The organism is Pseudarthrobacter sp. BRE9, assembly GCF_031844305.1.
Lineage (GTDB): Bacteria > Actinomycetota > Actinomycetes > Actinomycetales > Micrococcaceae > Arthrobacter.
Genome location: NZ_JAUZUY010000009.1, coordinates 1 through 22,821, shown reverse-complemented (window position 1 = coordinate 22,821; position 22,821 = coordinate 1). Strand labels below are relative to the sequence as shown.

Below are 22,821 nucleotides of genomic sequence, written 5' to 3'. Positions count from 1 at the left end.
GAGGGTGTTGTTGGTATCGGTTACGTGATCAGCCCGCGGTGGCGCAGGTCAGCCCACAGCGCGTCCGGCACTTCCTGCGATGCCAGATCGAGGTTTTGCTTCACCTGTTCCGGCGTGCGCATGCCCAGGACCACGCTGGTGACCGAGGGGTGCTGGTACGGGAAGTTCAAGGCAGCGGCGGGGAGGGTGGTTCCGTGTGATTCACAGATGTCCGCGAGCAGGTTGGCCCGGTCCAGAAGCTCCTGGGGAGCGGGCTGGTAGTTGTAGGTGGCATCGCGGGCGGGACGGTCCTTCGAGAGCAGTCCGGAGTTGAAGACCCCGACGTTCACCACTCCCACTTCCCGCTCCAGGCACGCCGGCAGCAGTTCCTGTGCTGCTCCCTGCTCGAGCAGGGTGTACCGGCCGGCCAGCATGACGACGTCGATGTCCGTTTCGGTGACGAAACGGGCGAGCATTTCGGATTGGTTCATGCCGGCGCCCCAGGCACCGATGACGCCCTCATCCTTTAAAGCGGACAGGGTGGGGGCGGCGCCGTTGAGGGCTTCGGTCCAATAGTCGTCCGGGTCATGGATGTAGACGACGTCGATCCGGTCCGTCCCGAGCCGCTGGAGGCTTTCCTCTATGGAGCGCAGCACTCCGTCGCGGGAGTAGTCACGGACGCGGGTCAGATCGTCGGGAACGTCGAACCCCTCGCTGTCCTTTCCGTTTGGGGACGGATTGGGCCGCAGCAGACGCCCCACTTTGGTGCTGAGCACGTAGCTGTCGCGGTCCTGGCCGGCGAGGGCTTGTCCAAGGCGGCGTTCCGAAAGTCCCAGCCCGTAATGCGGGGCTGTGTCGAAGTACCGGACGCCACCCTCCCACGCTGCTTCGACGGCATCGATCGCCTCCTGTTCCGGCACTTGCCGGTACAGGTTGCCGATGGGGGCGCCCCCGAACCCGAGGACGGGCAGGCGTACGTCAGTGCCGGGGATGGTGCGGGTCTCTGATTGCATGGTTAGTCCTTCTCCTCTTCTGGGTTTGCCGGACCTGGGTCTGCCTCAAGCCGGTAAACGCGAACTGCGGTTCCATGTGCGACACTTTCGCGCTCGCCGGCCGATGCCCCGGCCATCGCCTGCTCCACCGTGAGGATCCAGTCCTGGTACTGGTCCGGTTCCGTGAGCGAGACGGGCCAGTCGCTGCCGGTCATGCACCGCTCCGCCCCAAACAGGTTCAGGGTTTCCCGGATGAAGGGCAGGGCCTGCGGCGCAAGTGGACGCGTCGGGTCAGCTTCCGCGCCCGCCCCCGAGATTTTCACGACGACGTTGGGCTGCCTGGCCAGTTCACGCATCGCCGTGCTCCATTCGCTGAAGCCGCCGGCTGCAAGGGGCGGCTTGCCCATATGGTCCAGCACGATGTCCAGCTCCGGTACCCGGGCAGCAAACGCTGCAAGTTCCGAAAGTTGGGACGAGCGGACACAGGCGTCAAAGGTAAATCCGGCCCTTCCTGCCTGGCGGGCTCCGGCGAGTGTTTCCGGTGCCACCATAAAGCCGGACTCCCTGTCCTGGAACAGCTGGCGCACCCCGCGGACCAAGGGCCGCTTGCGGAGCTCGGCAAGGTCGCGGCACACGCTGTCCCCGCGGCTGATGGGGGCAAAAGCCACAATCGCCGCCAGCTCAGGCCAAGTGGCCCCAAGGCTGGCCACCCAGTCCACTTCCTTCAGCGCCTGGTCATCACGGCAATCGGCCTCCACAAAGACCGCCCGCGTCCCGGGCGGGTGCGGAAGTTCGTGTGGAAGGAACGGCCGGTTCAGTGCGGGAACACTGTTCAGCCAGCCGTAGCTGAGCACGGCCGGGTCCCAGACGTGGACGTGTGAGTCAATTACCTGAAGCACCTGGCGGTCCTCATGCCGTTCCGTCGGGCCGGACCCCGATGGTCAGCAGCAGGTTGGCGTAGTGCCGGGTGTCCCCGCTGGCGATGACGACGGCGACGTTCGGCGACCGCGCGGCGTCATAGAAGTCAAAGCGCTGGTGGGAAGTGATGGAAACCTCCGTGCCCAGTGCGCTTTCGTAGCCTTTGACTGCCTCTGTCCAGTTACCGTCCGGAGGTGTCATGACTGCTGCGGCTTCGAGCGGAACGGCGTCGATCAGTACTTCCAGGATCTGGTCGATGGTCAGCAGGCCAGGCCTCAGGTTCAGCGCTATCCGCCGGGCCCCTGTAGGAGCACCGGTATTGTGCGGGTAGTTGGCGTCCGCCAGGAGGATCTGCGAGCCGTGGCCAGATTCGGCCAGGGCCGCGAGCAGGCCCGGGTGGGTCAGCGTGTAGTTGATCATGCCTGTTTCCCTACCCCTGTTCCGGTCTGTGCCCTCGCGAAGGCAACACCGCGGTCAGAGTGCGCGGACTCCCAGGCCTGTTCCACCCGGCCAGCGTCGGTGCCGGCCCAGTAGCTCCCCCGGGGAAAGGAGTATTTCTGCAGTGTCTGCTCCTTCAGCTCCGACGAGTACCCCGGGTTCGCGGGCATGACGTAGGCGCCGTCCCTGATGATGCACGGGTCCACGAAGTGCTCGTGCAGGTGATCCACGAATTCCGTTACCCTTCCGGTCAGGTCTCCGGAGATGGCGATGAAATCGAAGATGGACAGGTGCTGGACAAGTTCACACAGCCCCACCCCGCCGGCGTGCGGGCATACCGGGACGCCGAACTTGGCTGCCATCAACTGGACGGCCAGCACTTCGTTGACGCTGGCGAGCCGGCAGGCGTCCAGTTGGCAATAGTCGATCGCCCCGGCCTGGAAGAGCTGCTTGAAGAGGACACGGTTCATACCGTGCTCTCCTGTGGCCACCCCGATTGGTTGGACCGCCCTGCGGATTTCGGCGTGGCCCAGGATGTCATCCGGGCTGGTCGGCTCCTCGATCCACAGCGGGCTGAATTCAGCCAGCTGCTTGACCCAGTCGATGGCCTCCGGAACATCCCATACCTGGTTCGCGTCGATCATGAGGTTGCCCTCCGGCCCGATGACCTCGCGGGCGATCCCAAGCCGGCGGATGTCGTCCTCCAGGGAGCCGCCAACCTTGAGCTTGATATGGCGGTAGCCCTGGTCCACAGCCTCCTGGCAAAGCCGCCGCAGCTTCTCGTCCGAGTAGCCCAGCCAGCCGGCTGAAGTGGTGTAGCACGGATAGCCGTCCCGGGCCAGTTGGCGGATTCGCTCCTTTCGGGTCGGGGCGAGGCGTTCCAAAATACCCAGCGCTTCCTCCCGGGTGAGGGCGTCCGAAAGGTAGCTGAGGTCGGCCGCGTCAACGATCTGTTCCGGCGTCATGTCCACCAGGGAACGCCACAGGGGCTTTTCTGCACGGCGTGCGGCCAGATCCCAGACAGCATTCATCACGGCGCCGAGGGCAAGGTGCTCCACGCCTTTATCGGGCCCCAGCCACCGCAGCTGGGAATCGCGTTTCAGGGCCCGGTAGGCCTCCCCAAGGTTGCCGCAGAGGACATCCGCGTCCTGGCCTATGAGGGGGCGGGCGCGTAGCTCCATCGCTGCGGCGCACACCTCATTTCCCCGGCCAATGGTGAAGGTGAAGCCGCAGCCGTAAACGGCTGGATCGTCTGTTCTCAGCACAATGTACGCCGCGGAGTAGTCTGCATCGTGATTCATGGCGTCTGAGCCGTCCGCGGAAAGCGACGTGGGAAACCGCACGTCGAAAACGTCGAAACCGGTGATTTGTGGCAATTTAAGCCCTCCAGGTTCAGGCTGTGAAGATGGCGCTCCGAGCAACATCGCGAGCGTCATCTGATGTATCAGGAAGTATTTGATGAGAATATAGGACTATGAATCCCTTTCCAAGGGATACATCTGATGAAAGTTAATTTGTGCGTGCAGTGTCACTGTCATTCGACGGAGCACTAGGAAAGGTGGCTGCGATGACCAACGGCAATCCCAGTGGGTCGATGTCCCAGACGGACGTCGTGATTTCAGGCGTGAAGCAGATGCTGTCTTCCCGCCGGCTTCGGCCTGGCGACCGGCTGCCCATTGAGAAGGACCTGGCAGCGGAGCTGCAGGTATCGCGGGGCTCCCTTCGGGAAGGGGTGCGGGCGCTGTCCACCATGGGCATCCTGGAAACCAGACAGGGCGCCGGCACCTTCGTGACCCGGCTGGAGCCTTCGGCACTGCTTTCGGCCATGGAATTCTGGGTGGGCCTGCAGGATGGAGAACGGGCGAACCAGGTGCATACCGTCCGTCGGGCCCTGGAGACAGAAGCTGCAGCGGCGGCAGCCGTGTGTATCGATAGTTCCCAGCTTGACGAGGCCGAAAGCATATTGGAGCGGGCGAACGCTGCCATTCATGCCTCACCCATCGACCATGCCGGCGCCATGCAGTGTGACATCGAATTCCACCGGCTCATTGCGGATGCCTCGAGGAACCACGTGCTGTCAGCACTGATCGAGACCGTATCAACGAACACGATCCGTGGCCGGATGTGGCGGTCCCTCCACGACAACGAAGGCCTGCTGGCCACGCATCGGGAGCATCTGGGAATCCTGGAGGCGCTGCGGCGGCATGACGCCGACAGGGCCAGGACCCGCATGGCAAATCACCTGTATGCGGTGGAAGACTACGTCACCACGATTCCCGACCCGGAGCTTGAGGAGCAGGCATAGACCGAGGATTCGTCAGACCTTGTCTTGACTATCCTCAGTAAATTCCTGATTTTTGCGCAATCTCAAGCAGCCGGAGCAAAAAAGATCAGATGATTCCTTGACTTTCCAAACATAGGCGGGTCATCCTGTTGGGGACAAGGGTTGCGGGAATCACATCGCACAGGCCACGGAGACGTCGCCGGGCAACCTTTGACCCCAGCTATTGAAAGGACATTCGTCGTGTCGACTAACCGTGTTACCGGCAAGCTGCTGACAGCTGCAGCGGTTGCAGCCCTGGCAGCAGGAAGCCTTACCGCATGTGGTTCCCCAAGCGGGAGTTCTTCATCGGGGGAGAGCAAGGAAGCCTCCTCGATGTACACCTGGATCACTAATGAAAACGACCGGGCCCAGTGGCAGGCATTTGTGGACGCGGCCAAGAAGAAGGACCCCGCATTCAGCCTGACCCTCGAAGGCCCGAGCTTCAACGATTACTGGACCAAGGTCAAGACGCGCCTCTCCAGCTCCGGAGCACCTTGCATCATCACCACGCAGGCGGCACGTGCACAGGAGCTGAAAGACCTTACGGTGCCGCTGGACGACATGGTCAAGAGCAACAACATAGACGCGTCCATGTACAACAAGGCAATGATCGACGGCCTGACCGTTGACGGCTCCCTCCGGGGAATCCCCTACGACGCCGAACCCGTGGTCCTTTACTACAACAAGGACCTCCTGGCCGCGGCAGGCGTGAAGGAGCCCACCACCAAATACACCACCAGCCAGTTCGCGGCCGACCTGAAGGCGCTGACAAAGGACGGCGTAATGGGCCTCGCCCTGCCGCCAGGTTTCGGTTCGGGCCCGGGCCTTCCCATGGCCTTCGCCAACGGCAACGAACCAGTCAAGGATGGAAAGCTCGACCTCACCGACCAAGGCCTCGTCAACGACCAGCAGTTTGCCTTCGACCTGGTGGCGAAGGAGAAAGTCGCGAATGCACCTCAGGCATCGGACGGAACTGACGTGCCGGAGCAGCAGTTCATGAGTGGCAAGGCAGCCATGATCATTGACGGCCCCTGGATGTACGACACCCTGACCACCAAGACCAAGGGCAAGGTGGGCATCGCCGTCATCCCTTCCACCTCGGGAGAGAGCATCGGCATGATCCAGGGGTCCGCGTTTGCCATTGCAGCGTCCTGCAAGGACAAGGAGGCAGCCTTCAAGAACATCATGAAAATCACCACCCCCGAGGTGATCGGCGCGGTCGGTGCCGCCCGCGGAACCGTTCCTTCTGTTGAGTCCGCGCTGAAGGACTGGGCTGGAACCAAACCGGCAGCCGACGTCGCGGTGGTGCAGGCCCTGCTCAAGAGCGGGCGGCCGCTGGTCACCACGCCGAGCTGGAACCAGGTGGAGACCAACTTCACCCAGTACTCCGGAGAAGGCTTCCGCGGCAGCAAGACCGCGCAGGACCTCCTCTCCACCATCATGAATTCAGCCAAGTAATCTCCCGGGGACGGGCGCCCGCGCCGGAGCCCGTCCCCTTCATGGAACAGGTCAACGATGACTGCTTTACCCACACTTGCTGTCAAAGACGTGAAAAGGACCCCGGCTCGAGGCGGCCATGGCCGGCTCGCCGCGGTTTACCTCGCCCCCGGGATGCTCGGGTTCCTGATTTTTATTGTGCTTCCACTGCTGGCTTCGCTGGTGATCAGCCTGTTCGATTGGCCCTTGTTCGGGGCACCAAAATTCGTGGGACTGGACAACTACGTGCGGCTGCTCACTGGTGACCCGGTGTTTTGGACGGTTCTAGGCAACACCCTCTTCTTTGCCGTCTGCTACACCGTGTTCAATCTCGTCGCGGCCCTGGCTGTTGCCACCTGGCTTCATAACCTGGGCAGTTGGGGCCCGTTCTTCCGTGTGCTGTTCTTCGTTCCGGTTGTGACGCCCATGGTCGCCAACGCGTTGGTGTGGCGGCTGATGCTGACTGATGACGGCGTCATCAACAGCTTCCTGGCCACCCTTGGTATCCACGGCCCCTCGTGGCTCAGCGACAGCCAGCTGGCCATGGGGTCGCTGATCGCCATGTCCGTCTGGCAGGGGATCGGCTACAACATCATCGTTCTTGGTGCCGGGCTCAACGGCATCTCGCCGAATCTGCTCGAGGCGGCCCGCATCGACGGGGCAGGAGCATGGCAGCGGTTCTTCCGGGTGGTGCTGCCGATGCTGTCGCCGTCGCTCTTCTTCTGCACGGTCATGACCATCATCGGCTCATTCAAGGTGTTCACCCAGCCGTACCTGCTGACGCTCGGCGGTCCCGGCGATTCCACCAACACGATTGTCCTTTACCTCTACCGCAACGGTTTTTCCTTTGACAAGCTCGGCTACGCTTCCGCCCTGGCCTGGGCGTTGTTCGTGATCGTCATGCTCATCACAGCACTGCAGTTCTCGCAGCAAAAGAGGCTGGTCAACTATGACAACTGAAACGCTCGCCCAACCGGCCGCCGACAAGCGCCTCGCCCACCGCCGGCACGCCACAGCGTCCCGGACGAAGCGGAGGCTGGGCCGCTACATCAGCCGTATCGGCGTCATCCTGGTCGGCCTTGCCTTCTCCTTCCCGTTCCTCTGGATGTTCGCCACTTCGCTGAAGCCAACCTCCGAAATCTTCTCCACCGGTGCCAGCTTGCTCGCGTCCCGGGTGGAGTGGTCCAACTACTTGACAGCCTGGACCGCCATTCCGTTTGGGCGCGTCATTATCAACAGCTTTCTGGTGGCCGTGTCCGGAGCGGTGCTGACAACTGTCGTGTCATTGCTGTCTGCATACGCTTTTGCCCGGCTGCAGTTCAAGCACCGGGACAAGTTGTTCCTCGTCTTCCTGGGAACACTGGTGCTGCCACAGGAGGTCCTGGTAATTCCCCTCTACATCATGATGAACAAGCTGGACATGGTGAACTCCCTGCCGGCACTCATCGTCCCGTTTGCCTTCGGGGCCTTCGGTGCCTTCCTGATCCGCCAGTTCCTGCTGTCCTTGCCGGTTGAGTTCGAAGAGGCGGCCCGTATCGACGGTGCCGGTTCAATCAGGATCCTGTGGAGCGTGATCCTTCCGCTGGTCCGCGCACCGCTGGCCGTCGTGGCTGTCTTCAGTTTCATCGACTATTGGAGCAGTTTCCTGTGGCCCCTGATCGTCATCAACGACGTGTCGCAGGCGACCATTCCGCTGGGGCTGTCCATGTTTTCCGGTGAACGCGGAACGGACTGGGGACCGCTGATGGCCGCGGCTACGCTGGCAGTCATTCCCAGCCTGCTCGTCGTCATCCTCCTGCAGCGCCAGCTTGTGAAAGGCGTGAGCATGGGCGGCTTTGGAGGGCGCTGAGCCTCCTGCATTACCGGGGAAACCTGAACCGGCGGACATTTCCCCCTTTTCCACGAAACGTCCTCGATCCAATGAATTGGAGTGCACTATGACCGAGCCTTTGACCAACCCGGAGGAATGGAACAATCTGTCCAGGCCGGTGCCTGAATGGTTCCGGAACGCCCCGTTCGGAATCTTCATCCACTGGGGCGCGTACTCGGTCCCAGCCTGGGCGGAGCCCATCGGCGCCCTTGGCACCATCGACGATGACCGTGAATGGTTTACGCACAACCCGTATGCGGAGTGGTACTACAACACCATCCGCATTGATGGCAGCCCCGCCCAGCAGCACCACAAGGAAACATTCGACGGCGAGGATTACGATGCCTTCCTGGACCAGTGGAAGGCGGAGCAGTTCGATCCCGCGGAGTGGATGGAGCTGTTCCGCTACGCCGGCGCAGACTACGTGGTTCCCACCACCAAGCACCATGACGGCATTGCGCTCTGGGACGCCCCCGGCACAGGGGAGCGGAATACTGTCCGCCGTGGGCCCGGAAAGGACCTCATCGGGGAGATCGCACAGGCCGTCAAGGAAAAAGGCATGAAGCTGGGCCTGTACTACTCGGGCGGACTGGACTGGCATGTGCGGCCATTCCCGCCCCACATCACCAGTGAGAGCGTTCACGGGTCCGGCCGGCCGAAGGACGCGGGCTATGCGGAGTACGCCTATAACCAGGTGCTGGACTTGGTGGACAAATACCAGCCCCACGTCTTGTGGAACGACATCGAATGGCCGGATGCCGGCAAGCATTTTGGCGAGCACGGGCTGGGACGCCTTTTCGAACACTTCTACGCCGTCAACCCTGAAGGCGTGGTGAATGACCGCTGGGGAGAAACACACAAGGATTACGCCACGAGCGAGTACGAACACGCCACGGAATCGGAGTCCGAGGCGGAGTGGGAGAACTGCCGCGGCATCGGCTTCTCCTTTGGGTACAACCAGGTTGAAGGGCCGGAGCAGTCCCTTAGCGGCCCCGAGTTGGCACGGCACTTGACGGATGTGGTGTCCCGCGGCGGCCGCTTCCTGCTGAACGTGGGACCGCGCGCGGACGGAACCATCCCCGAAATCCAGCGCCAGGCCTTGACGGACCTGGGCCGATGGATGGAAACGGCCAAACAGTACCTTGTAGGGGCGCGCCCGCTGGCAGCGGGCGTGGCGGCAGGCCAAGGGGATGCCTGGGTCCGCTGGGTTGACCGGGGCTCTGAGGTGGTGGCGTTTGTTGATGCTCCCAGCGATGGGAATGGGGATGAAGCCGTGCTGGAACTCAGCGGCGACGGCTTCTCTGCGGCCGGAGCTTCGGTCGTGGGCCCGGGTGGCAGCCTGCACCTGGACGGCCACGTACTAAAGGTGACCCTCGACCCGGACCGCCCGGGACCCGTCGTCGTGCGCATTCCACGTACCTAGCCCTGGCCAAAGGCCGCGACGGCGGCGGGCAGCACACGCCGCCGTCGTTCCTATGGCGTGCACGCCCTAGGTGTACATCAACGAGCCGGGCGTGGTGAGCTTTTCGCCGGTTTCCAGCCAGGTCTTCAAACCGGAGAGGATCATCGGCCAGCCGCCGTAGAGCTGTTCGTTGGCGCCCTCGCGCAGGTCGCTGTGGGTGACGGTGAGGTGGCAGGAATCGCCCACCGGCTCGATCTCCCAGGTGACCTTGGACGTGCCCTCTGCCTTGACGTCCTCGCCCCACAGGGCCCGCATTGTCTGGACGAGCCGCCGCGGCGGTTCCACTTCAAGGTTTTCGCCCTCGCCCAGGGGTGCGCCCGCCTTCGGGTTGCCCATCACGAACCGGCCGCCGGGGGACCAGTCGGCCTCGAGGGTATTCCCGAACTGGTACTTACTGCGGATCTCGCTGTCGGTGATGGCTTCCCAAAGCCGCTCCGGCGTGGTCTTGATGTAAATCTCGAAGATCTTTTCCATGGGACTTTCCAATCTGGATTTGAGGTCGCTGAGGGCAGCGGCCCATGGTTCTGCGTATTTGCTGACCCAGCGGTCGTGGACCAGCCGGATGGGCACCGGATTCAAAAAATGCAGCTTTTCCCGTCCCCGACGGCGGGTCACCACCAGGCCTGCGTCCTCCAGGATACGGAGGTGCTTGGCTATCCCGAACCGGGTCATGTCGAACCGTGCTTCAAGGGCGCTCAGGGTTTGGCCGTCCTCGCGGTAGAGCTCGTCAAGCAGGTCCCGGCGGGTGGGGTCGGAGAGTGCCTTGAACACGTCGTCCATGGCAATAATGATATGTGACTAAATGGTCACCTATCAAGGGTTTGGCGTGCAGAAGTTATGCCAGCGGGATCAGTTGCGGGAGGCGAGGTTCCTGTCGCGCTCCTCGAACGCCTCATCGCCCGGCCCGGTGAATGCGCGTGACCGCTCCACCGCCTCGATGGAGCCGGTAAACAGCTGCGATTCATGCGGATCTGCCGGCGCGCTGTAGCCGCCGGCAGCGGGCGAACCCAGCCCGCGCAATGGTGCCCTGCGCCGCGTGGCCGTCCCGCCGTCGTCCGTTGCGTGCTCCCAGCGCTGGTGCGGCAGGGCTTTCGGATGGTTCTGCTGCAGGAACGTGACCATGGTTTCGCGGACCAGGCAGCGCAGGTCGAAAAGCGCGGCACTGTCCGCCGCGCTGACCAGGATCCGGACGCGGACAAAGCCGCCGGTGGCGTCCGTGATCTGCAGGACCCCCACGCGTTCGTCCCACAGTTCGGTACCGGCAAGGACGCGGCGCAGCTCGGTCCGCATGTCCTCCACGGGGGCGCGCCAGTCGAGGTCAAACTCCACCGTGCCCATCACCTCGGACTGGCGGCGGGTCCAGTTCTCGAAGGGCGTAGTGGTGAAGTACGTGGACGGCAGGATGAGACGGCGGTCGTCCCAGAGATGCACCACCACATAGGTGAGGGTGATCTCCTCGATCCGGCCCCACTCTTTCTGCACCACCACCACGTCATCCACGCGGATGGCATCGGTGAAGGCCAGTTGCATGCCGGCGAAGACGTTCACCAGGGACGTCTGCGCGGCGAGGCCGGCAACGATGGAGATCACGCCCGCGGACGCCAGCAGTCCGGCCCCCAGCGCCTGGATGGCCGGGAAGGTCAGCATTGCGGAGCCGACGGCGAGCACCACCACCAGAGCCACGGCGATCCGGCGGGCCAGGATCATCTGCGTGCGCAGCCGCCGTGCCCGCCGGTTGTCCGCCACGTCCACGCTGTGCCGGTTCAGCACCACCGTTTCGACGATGAGCAGCACTGCGATGGCCAGCCAGGCAACCGCGCCAATGAGGGCAATCACCAGGAAGTGGTCGACGCCGGCGTGCCAGCTTTCGGTGGCCGCAGTAAGCCCCAGCGCGGCACGGACGCCCACCAGGCACAGTGCCAGGCGCAGCGGCCGGCGGGCTACCCGGGAGGTGGCCTGCAGCTCCGGCCGCTTACGGTTCAGGCGGAGGACCAGCTTGCGGAGCAGCCAGGACAGCGCGAGACCGGCCACCACGGCAAGGGCCATGGCGATGAAGGGCAGGGCGGGATTCAGGACGTCTAGCATCCTTTAAGGTTTACCAAGCCTGCTCCAGGCCTTCGAAATCGTGGGGGCTGCGGCGTGTCAGCACGTTGCGGCCGGCTGCAGTCCTGTCGCCAAGGTGGCCGCCGGTGGGTAGCCTTGGGCCCATGCAGAAGATATCGATCGATGCACTGGCCCGGCAGCAGCTTGAGGCGGCCATCGGCTCCACCAACGGCAGGGCTGCCGACACCGTGTACGGCGGCCATGAGAAGATCCTCCGGCAGACGGTTATGGCCATGACGGCGGGAACCCAGCTGAGTGAGCACCAGAATCCGGGCGACGCCACGGTTTTCGTAATCCAGGGCTGCGTCAGCCTTCGCGCCGGCGGGGAATCCTGGCAGGGCAAGTCCGGCGACCTGCTGATCGTCCCGCCCGGCCTGCACAGCCTTCACGCCGAAGAGGACACCACCTTCCTGTTCACGGTGGCAAAGTACCGCGACTAAGTCCCATCGATTGCTCCGCATTGGTCGTTTTGGGCGCTGAAAACGGCGTTTACGGAGCAATCGATGCAGGGTGTTAGGACAGGTCCTTGACGCTGTCCTTCACCGGCCGCGGCTCCAGCCAGATGCGCTCACGGGGGCCGGGCGGATAGGCGTACCGCTTGCCGGCGAGTGTAATCACCAACGCGGCAACCACGGGTATCGCGGCCGCGGCCGGGACCAGCAGCGGACCGCCAACCACCAGCGCCGCGGAACCATACAGCGCGCCGATGGTAATTCCCAGTTGGATGGTCAGGACGGTGAGCCCGTTCGCGGCCTCGCTGTACTCGCCGCCGGCCCGGAGGATCGCCGACTGGTTGTAGATGCCGATGGCACCCAGTCCGGCTCCCCAGATGGTCATCAGTACCAGGGCCGCGGGCAGGTTCCCCACGGCCAAAGGCAGGAGGAACATCGATGCGGCGATGGCCACCGTCGTAATCAACAGCGAACGGCGGGGACGCGAATCCACGGTGAGCCCCGCAATCCAAATGCCCAGCAACCCGGACCCGCCCAGAACGGTGAGGGAGAGGCTGATGGCGTAGTCCGGCAGGGCCGCCTCGCGGATAAACGGCGCGATGTAGGTGAACAGCGCAAAGTGGGCCAGCACCAACAGCGGCCAGGCAGTGGCCACGGATTTAACGCCGGGCTGCCCAATGGCCTTGCGCAGTGACGGCCGGGCCGCGTCGGTGATGCGGCGGACGCGGGGGAGCAGCCAAAACGCCAGTACGGTCAGGACCACGCCGAACCCGGCGAGCACCAGGAAAGCGGCCCGCCAGCCAAGGAATCCGCCCAGGGCCGTACCCACGGGGGCGCCGATGGCAAGGCCCAGGCTGTTGCCGCTGAACACGATCGCCAGGGCCTTGCCCACCTTGTCCGCCGGGACCACCCGCGATACGAACGGCGCCATGGTGGTCCACAGCAGCCCATGTGCCAGGCCTCCCACCAAACGGGCGATCATTGCCGCGGTGAAGTCCGGTGCCAGTCCCACCATCGCGTTGCTGAGTGCGAAGGTCAGGACGAGCCCCACCAGCAGGGCATGGCGGGGAATCCTCCCCAACAGGCGGGCGGCCGGAACCACCGTGATAACGATGACGGCGGCGTAGGCGGCGGCAAGATAACCCGCCACCGGCTCGGACACGCCCAGCCCGGTGCTGATCTGGGGCAGCAGGCCGGACGGCAGGAGCTCGGTGGTGATGGCAGTGAAAGCGATGGTGGCGAGGACCACCATCGCGGCATACGGAAAACGGGCAGGTTCCGGCGCGGGGATCGCGGAAGACATGGGGGAAGCGTCCATTCAAGGGGGAGGGGTGGAATGCGGCGCTGCTCGCCTGACAATTCCTTCCTTAAATTTACCGGATCGAAGGGCGTGTCACGGACATGACAGGCACCCCGCGTCGTCGTATTAAGCGTCGGATACCCGGCCCCGAAGGCACCGCCGGGTAGGTTTATTTGTGGAACTTCAACGCCCGAGCCCCCGTGCCGGGCCCGGAAGCCTGGAGGCCCCATGAACACCTGCCGTCCTGCCCAGCAACCCACGCCGATGGTCGCCGCATGACGGCCCGGCTGCGCGTGTGCCTGCCCGCCCAAAACCTGCTGGACGCGCTGGGGCCGATTGACGGCGTCGACTTTGTCCTCTGGGACCTGACCGGGCCGGCGCCGGAAGGCCGGCTGGACCTGCTGGTCCCCGGCTACATGGGCAAGCCGACGGCGCTCGCCGCGCTGGAGGGCGTGGATGTTGGCCTGGTGCAGAGCCAGTCCATCGGGTACGACGGCGTCGCCTCGGTTTTGCCGGCAGGCGTCACCTTCGCCAACGCGGCGGGAGTCCATGAGACCTCGACGGCGGAGCTCGCCGTGGGCATGATGATCGCCTCCCAGCGCGGCATCCCGGACTTTGTCCGGAACCAGGAAACCGGGGCATGGGACAACAGCCAGCGGCCCAGCCTGGCGGACCGGCGTGTGCTGCTGGTCGGTTACGGGGGAGTGGGCAAGGCCATCGAGGCCCGGCTCCTGCCGTTCGAAACGGAAGTCACCCGGATGGCCAGCCGCGCCAGGGAGGATGAGCGCGGGACCATCCTCGGGATCGATTCGCTCTACGAGCAGCTGCCGCTGCACGAGATCGTGGTGGTCAGCGTCCCCCTGAGCGAAGAGACGGAGCAGTTGGTGGACGCGAAGTTCCTGGCTGCCATGCCGGACGGCGCCCTGCTGGTCAACGTGGCCCGCGGCCCCGTAGCGGATACCGGCGCGTTGCTGGCCGAGACCTCAAGCGGACGCCTCCGGGCGGCACTGGACGTCACCGATCCGGAGCCGCTCCCTGCCGGCCATCCCTTGTGGACCACCCCGGGCGTGCTCATCACCCCGCACGTGGGCGGGGCCAGCTCGGCCATGTTCCCCCGGATGGTCCGGCTGCTGAGGAAGCAGATCGGGCTGCTGCTGGAGGGCAAGGACCCGGTGAACGTGGTCATCCCTTAACCGCGGCGGGTCCGGCCCCTATGCTTGGCCCATGTCCACTTTTGAAGTCAGCCGCAGTGCCGTCATTCCTGCCCCCGCCGAAGACATCTTTCCGCTGGTCAACAATTTCCACGAATGGACCGCCTGGTCCCCCTGGGAGACCATCGATCCCGGAATGAGCCGCCGCTACTTCGGCAGCGGGTCCGGCGCGGGCGCCGGGTATGAATGGAGCGGCAACCGCAAGGCGGGCAGCGGCACCATGGAGATCGAGGAGTCCGTGCCCTCGAGCCTGGTCCGGATCCGGCTGCAGTTCACCAAGCCCTTCAAGGCACTGAACCCCACGACGTTCAGCTTCACCCCCGTACCGGGCGGCACGGACGTGACCTGGCGGATGACCGGGGAGAACAAGGGCATCGGGAAGGTGTTCGCACTGTTCATGAACATGGACAAGATGGTGGGCGGCGACTTCGAGCGGGGACTCGCCGCGCTGGCTTCCACTGTGGCGGCACGGAAGAGCTGAGGCCGCCGGGTGGGCGCCGTGGACGATGCGCTGGCGACGGTTGATGAACCGGACCGCAGTTGCCTGCAGCACGTAGTGGAGCTTGCGCGGTCCCTGGCTCCCGACGCCACGGAAGGCATGAGCTACGGCATGCCCGCCCTCAAACTGGACGGCAAACCGCTGGTGGCCGCCGTGGCCACGGCAAAACACCTATCGATCTTTCCGTTCTCCGCCGCGGTGGTGGAGGCGGTGGCTGACCGGCTGGAGGGGTACTCCCTGTCCAAGGGAACCATTCGTTTCACCTCGGACCACCCTGTGCCGGAGGACGTGCTCGCGGACATCGTCCAGCTGCGGATCGCGGAAATCCGGAAGTAGGAAGAACGACGGCGGCGCGCGTAAAACCCCTATATCTTCGCAGCGGAATCGGCTCCATAATGGCCTCGTAGACTTCGGGAACCTCCCGCCGCTGTCCTGTGCCACGGCGGAACCAGGGGTTCCAGGCGGCCGCCCCGGCAATCGGCGGGAAGGACGGCCGCGAGGCCCGGCAGGGCACGGCCGGACTGTTTCAGGGGGAGAGCGACGCCACTAATGCACAAGGAGATTTGTCATGCTCAAGGATATGGAACTCATGGCTGTGCTGCCGGCCAAGGACATTGACCGCGCGCGGGAATTTTACCGGGACAAGTTGGGACTGGAACCTGTCCAGACCATCGAAGGTGACAACCTGGTTTACCGGTGCGGCAAGGGAACCGGCTTCCTGCTCTACCGGACGGACAACGCCGGCTCCGCCAAGAACACCCAGATGGCATGGGGCGTCGATGATGTCGAAAAGGAAGTGGAGGAGCTGCGGGGCCGCGGCGTCGTCTTTGAGGACTACGACATGCCCGGCCTGAAGACCGAGAACGGCATCGCCACCATGGAAGGCATGGGTAAGGGCGCCTGGTTCACTGACAGCGAGGGCAATATCCTGAATATTTCCTCGATTCCCGTCACGTAGCCACCGCACACAGGCGCGGATCCAGTCGCCTGACAGTACGGCCAGAAGAACGACGCCGGCACTTGCCGCCCAAAGCACCCGCACCCGGGTGCGTGGCAGCGGCAGGCCGGCGCCGCCGTCGTACGGGGCTATCCTCCCCCACGGTCCAAACGCGGCGGCCGCCCCTTCCCCGCCCGTGTCAGACGGCGGGTTCGCGGCGTCCCAGTGCCATCCGCAGCGCGCCGCGAAGGGTGAGCCGGTTCCGCCTGGTGACCGCGATAACGGCCGCCACACCGGCCAGGAGTACCACAATTCCCCCGCAGGCCACGGACCAGCGGGCGCCGAACTGGCTCCCGATCCAACCGACCAGCGGCGAACCCAAGGCGGTTCCGCCCTGCAGGATAGCCAGGTACAGGGCCAACACCCGCCCGCGGAAATGCGGTTCCACGGACAGCTGGATGCTGGTGTTGCAGCTGTTCAGGAACGTGATCGATGCCAGCCCTACTGGAACCAGGATGGCGGCGTAAGCCCAGAACGATGGTGCGACACTGCCCAGGATCGTGAAGATCCCCAGTCCCAGGGCCCCGCCCAGCAGGAACCTCAGCCGCGGACCGGACCTGCGCGCCGCCAGGAGGGCGCCGGCCAGCGTGCCCACCGCCATGATTGAACCGAGAAGCCCGAATTCGCCAGGGCCCATGCGGAACTCGGTGGTGGCCATCAGTGAGTTGATGACGGGAAAGTTCATGCCGAAGGCGCCCAGGATGCCCACCAGGACCATGATCAGCATCAGGTCCGGCCTGCGGCGCACACAACGGACCCCCTCAGCCACCTGGTGCTTGTTCCGCTTGTCCTTGGCCACGGGGGCGGGCTGGGTGATGCGGATCCTGAACAGCGAGACCAGGACGGCCGCGAAGCTCGCCGCGTTCAGCAGGAACACCGGGCCGGTACCCACCCAGGCGATGAGCACCCCGGCGATGGCGGGGCCGGTGAGCCGGGCGGTATTGAACGAAGCGGAGTTCAATGCCACCGCGTTGGAGATGTTCTCCTGCCCCACCAGTTCCGAGACAAAGGCCTGTCGTGCGGGAGCGTCCACGGCACTGGCAACGCCCAGGCAGAAGGCCGCCACGTACGCGTGCCACAGTTGGGCAGTGCCGGTCAGCACCAGAAGGCCGATGGCGAGGCCGGTGAACGCCATGGCCAGTTGCGTCCACATGAGGATGATGCGCTTCCGGTACCGGTCCGCCAGCACTCCGCCGTAGGGGCCGAACAGCAGCATGGGCAGGAACTGCAGGCCCGTGGTGAGGCCGACCGCGGCGCCTGAGTGGTCGGTGAGGACGGTCAGGACCAGCCAGTCCTGGGCCACTCGCTGCATCCACGTGCCGATGTTGGAAACGATCGCACCGCTGGCCCAGATGCGGTAGTTGGGGTTTTCGAGGGCCCGGAACATCGCACTCATTTGCCGCTCATTTCCTGCATGATGCTGGCCGCCCGGCTGAGGGTGAGCCGGTCTTCCTCGCTGAGCCCGGCCACGCGCTGGGCCAGCCAGGCCGTGCGCTGGTTGCGTGCTTCCGCGAGGACTGCCCTGCCCGCATCGGTGATATCCACGCGGACCTGCCGGCCGTCGTCGGGGTCTGCGCTCCTGGTGACGAAGCCCTGGTCAGCAAGCGCATTCACGATCCTGGTCATGGACGGCGCCTGGACGTGCTCACTTTCGGCCAGCGCGCGGAGCGTGCTGGGGCCGCTGCCGTTCAGCAAGGCGAGGACGGTGTACTGGCCGGGAGTGATGATGTCGCCGGTTGCCTCGACGCGGAGCCTGCGGGAAGTACGCATCACGGCGGTGCGGAGGTCGATGGCGAGGGTGTCCGGGGCGGTGGGGTCCGCGGTTGCCTTGTTCTTCGTTTGGGTAGGGGACATGTATGCGGGTGCGCCTCCTGCTGACGTTCTTTAGCAGTGCTAATTAGTTCTGCTAACTATTATGGTCCGCATGCTTATCAATGGGCAAGAGCCGGCGGCGTGGTTTTGGCTACATCTTCCGGCAGAATGGGGCCGTGACTGGGCGCAGAATTGACGGAAACCGTAAACCCTGGCTGTCGTGGAAGAAGAAACTGAACCTTGCGGTGACCCTTGTGGTCCTTTGCCTGGGACCGATCCTGATTGGCGCGGGCAGTTTCATGATCAATGCCGATGAAGAGCTTGCCCGGACGGGTGCCCAGGTCACGGGAACGATCGTCCACTTCGACGATGTCACCAAGGCTTCCGAGCGCAGGATGCAGGTCGAATTTACGACGGCGGACGGCTCGCCGCATAAGACCTTCGCGGCCGTGGACCATGACCAGCATCCGGAACTGGGCGGCGGGGTGACGGTGGCCTATGTCGAAAATGACCCCGGCCGGGCCGTTGTTCTTGGCTATGAGAGCGACGGCGTGTGGTTCCGCGGCGTGGGCGTTGTGCTGACCGTCATCTTCGGTGGGCTCGTCCTCCTCATCGCCCTTGTGGTTGGCGGTGCCGTCCTCCGTGCCAAATTCCGCAAACCCGCCGCGGAGCGAGTGGTCTGAGTCTGACCTGGCCTGTGGGTCTGGCCGCCCCGGCTGCACGGGCGTAGGCTCGGTCCACCATGACCGAGCAGCAGCCCTATGAGTTGGTCCGGCGCTATCCGCATTTCGAGCTGCGCCGGTATCCGGAGTACGCCGTCGCCGAAGTGACCGTCACAGCGGATTTTGACCGCGCCGGGAACGCCGCCTTCCGGCATCTCTTCAAGTACATCAGCGGCAGCAATACCGCCCGGCAGAAACTTGCCATGACCGCCCCGGTGCTTCAGGAACCGGGGCCCCGGAAGCTGGCCATGACCGCCCCTGTACTCCAGTCCGGCCCGGTTGGCGGGTCCGGCGCGCCTGCAGAATATTCTGTGGCCTTTGTCCTTCCGGCGGGAGTGACCGCTGAAACAGCTCCGGTGCCTGCGGATGCCAGGGTCAGGGTGCGCGCGGTGCCGGGTTCCCTTGCCGCAGTGCTGGGTTTCTCCGGCAGCGGATCCGCCTCGGCTTTCCAGAAGCGCAACAACGGCCTGCAGGCGGCACTCATCCTGGCCGGCCTGACCCCTGTGGGTCCGCCCAGGTTCGCTCGCTTCGACCCGCCGTTCAAACCGTGGTTCCTGCGCTGCAACGAAGTGGTCCAGGATGTGCTTGAGCCCCAAGCGGGAGAAGCGGAGCCGCGCGCCTAAGCGGAAGCCGCGCCGCACTTCCGACGCCCGCTCATTTTTCGGCGGGTTTCTTCCGACGCCCGCTCACTTTTCGGCGGGTTTCTTTCGACGCCCGCTCATTTTTGGCAGCCGCCTTTATGGTTTGTGCGCGTCCCGGATTTCCGGCGGGGTCTGGCCCTGCATCACCCAGCGGTTGCCGTCGGGGTCGGCGAAGTAGGCGAAGAGGACGCCGCCGAGGTCCTGGATCTCGCTGATGTCCGCGCCGCGCCTGACCAGCTCGGTTCGCACCTCGGTGATGTCCGGAACTACCAGTTGCAGTCCTTCCAGGCTGCCCGGTGTCATGGTCGTCATCCCGGTGCCGATAACCACCGAGGTGGCCGAACCCGGGGGAGTCAGCTGCACCACCCTCATACCCGGGATATGTTCCACGTCGTGGTCCAGGACGAAACCCAGCTTGTCAGTGTAGAAGGATTTTGATTTCTCGACGTCGGAAACCGGAACTTGGACAACCTCTAGGCGCATCTGCATGCGGGCCACTCTATCTTTGCGCTCTCATGAAGGGAATGGATGCTTGCTATACGGCCTGGGGCCTGAATTTGCCAGAAATTATTAAGGGCAAAAGCGGCATTGCGACAGCATTTCTCAAGGTCCCATCAAGAATGGCTGAAGGTTGACCGAGGATTCGACAAGCGACCCTGGCCGGGCGGAAACGCGACATAAGCTCAGCGGCGACGACTTTGTCGGGCTAAGCAGCAGGCCCGGCACTTGCAGGGCCGGATATGCGGGCCCTCATAAATGGGGAAAATTTGTCCGACTACGAAACCCTTCTCGGGTCTGTTCCGTCTGTTCCGTTTGCGCCGCCACCGAAGCCGCCGCGGAAACCGCGTACTTCAACGTTCATTGTTGCCGGCATCACCGCACTGTTCATGCTTTTGGGTGCACTCAACGGCGGAATTGGCGGAGCCCTGATTTTCCTGGGCATTTCAACTGCACTCACCGGCCTGTACGTCCTGCTCACAGGACGCCGTTCCTGGGCCTGGCTCCCGGCACAGCGGAAGGCCGGCGCCGTCGCGCTCGCCGCGTCCGTGGCCCTCTTCACTGGCGGGGCTGTCGCATTGCCCCACGTTGCCACCGCGGACCTGAAGGCGGCATCCTCGGAGAGCACTGCCAAGGCAGCTACCGCCAAAGCCAGCCCGACCGCAACAGCCGCGGCCGCGCCGTCGTCCGCGCCAACTCCCACCGTTGAAACCACTGGCGAGCCGCTGGACCCGGAGAACCCCTACGTTCTTGCGGCTGGCGTCACCGCGGCCGCCCCCAACGCCCAGCCCGCCTACGCCACAAAGGCTATCGATCTGCTGGCCACCCTTCCGATCAAGGGCCGCGCGCCGAAGACGGGATATGACCGGGCCCAGTTCGGGCAGGCATGGGCTGACGTGGACCGGAACGGCTGCGATACGCGCAACGACATCCTCAAGCGCGACCTCACCGGCATTACCTACACGAACAGCGTTCCCTGCAAGGTCCAGACAGGGACCCTGGCGGATCCCTACACGGGCAATACCATCAGTTTTGTTCGGGGCTCGGGCACCAGCACTGCCGTGCAGATCGACCACGTGGTGGCACTGAGCGATGCCTGGCAGAAGGGCGCCCAGCAGCTGAGCATTGAGCAGCGGACGGCGTTTGCGAATGATCCGCTGAACCTTCAGGCCACGGACGGTCCCACCAACCAGCAAAAGGGCGACGGCGACGCAGCCACCTGGCTGCCACCGAACAAGGCCTTCCGGTGCGAGTACGTGGCCCGGCAGATCTCGGTGAAGGCGACGTACGGGCTGTGGGTCGCGCAGGCGGAACACGACGCGATGGCCCGCATCCTTGGCGACTGCGCCGGGCAGCTGGCTCCAACAAACCAGCAGGCCCCGGCTCCCGCGCCCGCCGTGGTTGAACCGGCACCTGCCGCCGTTGCTCCTGCTCCTGCCCCCGTTGCACCCGCCCCTGCACCGGTCGCACCTGCGCCGGCGCCCGTTGCACCCGCACCGGCCGCACCCGCTCCGGTGGCCCCGGCTCCCGCCGCGCCGGCACCTGGCGCCGCCTATTACGCCAACTGCACCGCGGCGAGAGCCGCCGGAGCTGCACCGCTTTACGCAGGCCAGGCCGGCTACCGGCCCGCCCTGGACCGTGACTCAGACGGCATCGCCTGCGAATAGGCCCATTCCTTGTCCGGATTCTTCGGACGCATCTCTATCACCACCACACGCATTCCTAGGGGGAATCATGAAAGAAAATTCCAGTCCTGCAGTCGGCAGGTTGAAGAAGACGCTGGCTCTGGCCGTGCTGGCCGGCCTCTTGCTGACAGGTTGCGGCGGCAAGCAGGCGGCGACACAGCCTACGGCTACGGCAACCGCTGTGGCAGCCGTCGCCGAGAACGTCACCGTTCCCGGCGTTACCGGCCTCACTCTGGACAAGGCCACGGAACAGCTGGAAAAGCTCGGATTCAAGGTTGAGTCTGTCGATTCCGCCCACGGCAAATCGATCGTCCTCAAGAAGAACTGGCAGGTGACGACGCAGGACCCCGCCTCGGGCGCGCAGGCGGCAAAGGGTTCCACCGTGCATCTCGGGGTTAAAAACCTCGATGATGTGGCGGCGGAGAAGGCTGCTGCTGAAAAGGCGGCAGCTGACAAGGCTGCGGCTGAGAAGGCGGCTGCGGACCAGGCAGCCGCGGCGAAGGCTGCCGCTGAGAAAGTCGCGGCGGACAAGGCCGCTGCCGACCAGGCGGCTGCTGCAAAGGCTGCAGCTGACCAGGCCGCGCGGGATGCTGCTGCCAAGCAAGCCGCCCCTCAGCAGGCGGCACCGCCTGCACCGGCGCCCGCAGCGCCAAATATGGGGGGTGCCATTATCTGCAGCGACGGTTATGTCTGGCCCAGCACAACACGTCAGGGAGCCTGCAGCAAGCACGGCGGCATCGCCAAATAGGTGAAACACCGACACGTCGTAGCAGGCCCTTGAGTCTGGACGGCTGCCTCAACACTCTCAATAAGACGAGCCGCGGTGCCTCCTTTCCATCGGAGGTACCCGCGGCTCGTCTGCTTTTGGAGCCTGTGGAGGCCCGGATCGGGGAGTAGCGGGAGCGCCATCATGGACGGCGTGGATGACCGGCTGCAGGCCGGGTGGCTTGTGCTGCAGCACACACAAAGGAATTACGACGGCGGGAGGCGGCTTCGGTGCCCTAATGGCCGTTCCTGCCCCGGAATTCCGCGGATATCGAGCCCAGTGGGGGTCGATTTGCGGTTGGGTGTGGGTGCGGGTATTGTTTTCTGAGTCGCCGCCGCTGAAGCGGAAAGATAGCGGCCAACCCCCCTTTTGAACGGCCTGGAAAATGGCTCGCATTTTGTGCGTGCCGGTGATGGGTGGGGCTGATCCTGCAGGTTTTGTTTCGCGGAAACGCGGTTTGCAAAGCGGGGCGGGGTCGGGTAAGTTTGAAAAGTTGCTCCGGAGCGATCCTGAACGTTGGTTTGGGTGGTGCCGGGTGTGTCTGTTGTTTGAGAACTCAATAGTGTGCCAAGTTTGTTGATACCGATTTTTTATAAAAATTGGTTGAATTTGCTGTGCCGCCACCCCGTGGTTGGCGCAGTGTTTTTAGCTGGTTTCAAATTTTGTGCAACCGTGGT

General features: G+C 64.3%; 24 protein-coding genes. 14 read left to right on the top strand and 10 right to left on the bottom strand.

Annotation, left to right across the window (positions count from 1 at the left end; translation table 11 throughout):
- Nucleotides 1-20 precede the first annotated feature (20 nt).
- From Q9R31_RS15630 to Q9R31_RS15615, 4 genes are read right to left on the bottom strand one after another with little or no spacing between them, the layout of a single operon-like run.
- Nucleotides 21-992, bottom strand: coding sequence for an aldo/keto reductase (locus Q9R31_RS15630; protein ID WP_311263630.1), 972 nt, complete (start codon nucleotides 990-992; stop codon nucleotides 21-23).
- A gap of 2 nt (nucleotides 993-994) precedes the next feature.
- The gene (locus Q9R31_RS15625) at nucleotides 995-1,870 is read right to left on the bottom strand and encodes an amidohydrolase family protein (protein WP_311263629.1); all 876 of its coding nucleotides are present in this window, start codon (nucleotides 1,868-1,870) and stop codon (nucleotides 995-997) included.
- A gap of 10 nt (nucleotides 1,871-1,880) precedes the next feature.
- Nucleotides 1,881-2,309, bottom strand: coding sequence for an RbsD/FucU family protein (locus tag Q9R31_RS15620; protein WP_311263628.1), 429 nt, complete (start codon nucleotides 2,307-2,309; stop codon nucleotides 1,881-1,883).
- The gene (locus tag Q9R31_RS15615; protein ID WP_311263627.1) at nucleotides 2,306-3,703 is read right to left on the bottom strand and encodes an L-fuconate dehydratase; all 1,398 of its coding nucleotides are present in this window, start codon (nucleotides 3,701-3,703) and stop codon (nucleotides 2,306-2,308) included. Before Q9R31_RS15615 ends, Q9R31_RS15620 begins: the two co-directional genes overlap by 4 nt.
- Nucleotides 3,704-3,894: 191 nt before the next feature.
- Between Q9R31_RS15615 and Q9R31_RS15610 the strand changes: the two genes are divergently transcribed.
- From Q9R31_RS15610 to Q9R31_RS15590, 5 genes are all read left to right on the top strand, one after another.
- Nucleotides 3,895-4,632: an FCD domain-containing protein gene (locus tag Q9R31_RS15610; RefSeq protein ID WP_311263626.1), complete on the top strand. Its 738-nt coding sequence runs from the start codon at nucleotides 3,895-3,897 to the stop codon at nucleotides 4,630-4,632.
- A gap of 219 nt (nucleotides 4,633-4,851) precedes the next feature.
- On the top strand, nucleotides 4,852-6,108 hold the full coding sequence (locus Q9R31_RS15605; RefSeq protein WP_311263625.1) for a sugar ABC transporter substrate-binding protein: 1,257 nt from the start codon (nucleotides 4,852-4,854) through the stop codon (nucleotides 6,106-6,108).
- Between the two features lie 90 nt (nucleotides 6,109-6,198).
- On the top strand, nucleotides 6,199-7,086 hold the full coding sequence (locus Q9R31_RS15600; protein WP_311263624.1) for a sugar ABC transporter permease: 888 nt from the start codon (nucleotides 6,199-6,201) through the stop codon (nucleotides 7,084-7,086).
- Nucleotides 7,076-7,975, top strand: coding sequence for a carbohydrate ABC transporter permease (locus Q9R31_RS15595; protein ID WP_311263623.1), 900 nt, complete (start codon nucleotides 7,076-7,078; stop codon nucleotides 7,973-7,975). The genes Q9R31_RS15600 and Q9R31_RS15595 overlap by 11 nt, the downstream gene beginning before the upstream one ends.
- Before the next feature lie 88 nt (nucleotides 7,976-8,063).
- On the top strand, nucleotides 8,064-9,419 hold the full coding sequence (locus Q9R31_RS15590; protein ID WP_311263622.1) for an alpha-L-fucosidase: 1,356 nt from the start codon (nucleotides 8,064-8,066) through the stop codon (nucleotides 9,417-9,419).
- Between the two features lie 66 nt (nucleotides 9,420-9,485).
- Here Q9R31_RS15590 and Q9R31_RS15585 read toward each other — a convergent pair whose 3' ends face one another.
- Both Q9R31_RS15585 and Q9R31_RS15580 read right to left on the bottom strand, forming a co-directional pair.
- The gene (locus Q9R31_RS15585) at nucleotides 9,486-10,238 is read right to left on the bottom strand and encodes a metalloregulator ArsR/SmtB family transcription factor (protein ID WP_311263621.1); all 753 of its coding nucleotides are present in this window, start codon (nucleotides 10,236-10,238) and stop codon (nucleotides 9,486-9,488) included.
- A gap of 69 nt (nucleotides 10,239-10,307) precedes the next feature.
- Nucleotides 10,308-11,543, bottom strand: coding sequence for a mechanosensitive ion channel domain-containing protein (locus Q9R31_RS15580; RefSeq protein WP_311263620.1), 1,236 nt, complete (start codon nucleotides 11,541-11,543; stop codon nucleotides 10,308-10,310).
- Between the two features lie 122 nt (nucleotides 11,544-11,665).
- Here Q9R31_RS15580 and Q9R31_RS15575 point away from each other — a divergent pair, with 122 nt between their 5' ends.
- Complete coding sequence (locus Q9R31_RS15575) at nucleotides 11,666-12,001, top strand: cupin domain-containing protein (RefSeq protein ID WP_311263619.1); 336 nt, start codon at nucleotides 11,666-11,668, stop codon at nucleotides 11,999-12,001.
- Nucleotides 12,002-12,074: 73 nt separating this feature from the next.
- Here Q9R31_RS15575 and Q9R31_RS15570 read toward each other — a convergent pair whose 3' ends face one another.
- Complete coding sequence (locus Q9R31_RS15570; protein ID WP_311263618.1) at nucleotides 12,075-13,316, bottom strand: MFS transporter; 1,242 nt, start codon at nucleotides 13,314-13,316, stop codon at nucleotides 12,075-12,077.
- A gap of 272 nt (nucleotides 13,317-13,588) precedes the next feature.
- On the opposite strand from Q9R31_RS15570, the gene Q9R31_RS15565 reads away from it, so the two are divergent.
- The 4 genes from Q9R31_RS15565 (at nucleotide 13,589) to Q9R31_RS15550 (ending at nucleotide 15,981) form a co-directional block, all read left to right on the top strand.
- Nucleotides 13,589-14,506 carry a 2-hydroxyacid dehydrogenase gene (locus Q9R31_RS15565; protein ID WP_311263617.1) on the top strand — a complete coding sequence of 306 codons (918 nt, stop codon included), beginning with the start codon at nucleotides 13,589-13,591 and terminating at the stop codon, nucleotides 14,504-14,506.
- 31 nt (nucleotides 14,507-14,537) lie between these two features.
- The gene (locus Q9R31_RS15560; protein ID WP_311263616.1) at nucleotides 14,538-15,005 is read left to right on the top strand and encodes an SRPBCC family protein; all 468 of its coding nucleotides are present in this window, start codon (nucleotides 14,538-14,540) and stop codon (nucleotides 15,003-15,005) included.
- 9 nt (nucleotides 15,006-15,014) lie between these two features.
- A complete protein-coding gene (locus Q9R31_RS15555; RefSeq protein ID WP_311263615.1) occupies nucleotides 15,015-15,359 on the top strand; it encodes a DUF1801 domain-containing protein in 345 nt (114 codons plus the stop codon).
- 232 nt (nucleotides 15,360-15,591) lie between these two features.
- Nucleotides 15,592-15,981, top strand: a complete 390-nt coding sequence (locus Q9R31_RS15550; protein ID WP_311263614.1) for a VOC family protein — start codon at nucleotides 15,592-15,594, stop codon at nucleotides 15,979-15,981.
- Nucleotides 15,982-16,159: 178 nt separating this feature from the next.
- Here Q9R31_RS15550 and Q9R31_RS15545 read toward each other — a convergent pair whose 3' ends face one another.
- Together Q9R31_RS15545 and Q9R31_RS15540 are read right to left on the bottom strand one after the other, a co-directional pair.
- Entirely contained in the window at nucleotides 16,160-17,416 is a 1,257-nt protein-coding gene (locus Q9R31_RS15545; RefSeq protein WP_311263613.1) for an MFS transporter, read from the bottom strand.
- Entirely contained in the window at nucleotides 17,413-17,874 is a 462-nt protein-coding gene (locus Q9R31_RS15540) for a MarR family transcriptional regulator (protein WP_311263612.1), read from the bottom strand. Before Q9R31_RS15540 ends, Q9R31_RS15545 begins: the two co-directional genes overlap by 4 nt.
- A gap of 134 nt (nucleotides 17,875-18,008) precedes the next feature.
- Between Q9R31_RS15540 and Q9R31_RS15535 the strand changes: the two genes are divergently transcribed.
- Both Q9R31_RS15535 and Q9R31_RS15530 read left to right on the top strand, forming a co-directional pair.
- Nucleotides 18,009-18,515 carry a DUF3592 domain-containing protein gene (locus tag Q9R31_RS15535; RefSeq protein ID WP_311263611.1) on the top strand — a complete coding sequence of 169 codons (507 nt, stop codon included), beginning with the start codon at nucleotides 18,009-18,011 and terminating at the stop codon, nucleotides 18,513-18,515.
- A 59-nt stretch (nucleotides 18,516-18,574) separates the two neighbouring features.
- Entirely contained in the window at nucleotides 18,575-19,177 is a 603-nt protein-coding gene (locus tag Q9R31_RS15530; protein ID WP_311263610.1) for a heme-binding protein, read from the top strand.
- A gap of 114 nt (nucleotides 19,178-19,291) precedes the next feature.
- Here Q9R31_RS15530 and Q9R31_RS15525 read toward each other — a convergent pair whose 3' ends face one another.
- Nucleotides 19,292-19,684: a VOC family protein gene (locus Q9R31_RS15525; RefSeq protein ID WP_311263609.1), complete on the bottom strand. Its 393-nt coding sequence runs from the start codon at nucleotides 19,682-19,684 to the stop codon at nucleotides 19,292-19,294.
- Nucleotides 19,685-19,962: 278 nt separating this feature from the next.
- Between Q9R31_RS15525 and Q9R31_RS15520 the strand changes: the two genes are divergently transcribed.
- Both Q9R31_RS15520 and Q9R31_RS15515 read left to right on the top strand, forming a co-directional pair.
- Complete coding sequence (locus Q9R31_RS15520; RefSeq protein WP_311263608.1) at nucleotides 19,963-21,360, top strand: DUF1524 domain-containing protein; 1,398 nt, start codon at nucleotides 19,963-19,965, stop codon at nucleotides 21,358-21,360.
- A gap of 67 nt (nucleotides 21,361-21,427) precedes the next feature.
- Nucleotides 21,428-22,126: a PASTA domain-containing protein gene (locus Q9R31_RS15515; RefSeq protein ID WP_311263607.1), complete on the top strand. Its 699-nt coding sequence runs from the start codon at nucleotides 21,428-21,430 to the stop codon at nucleotides 22,124-22,126.
- Nucleotides 22,127-22,821: the final 695 nt, after the last annotated feature.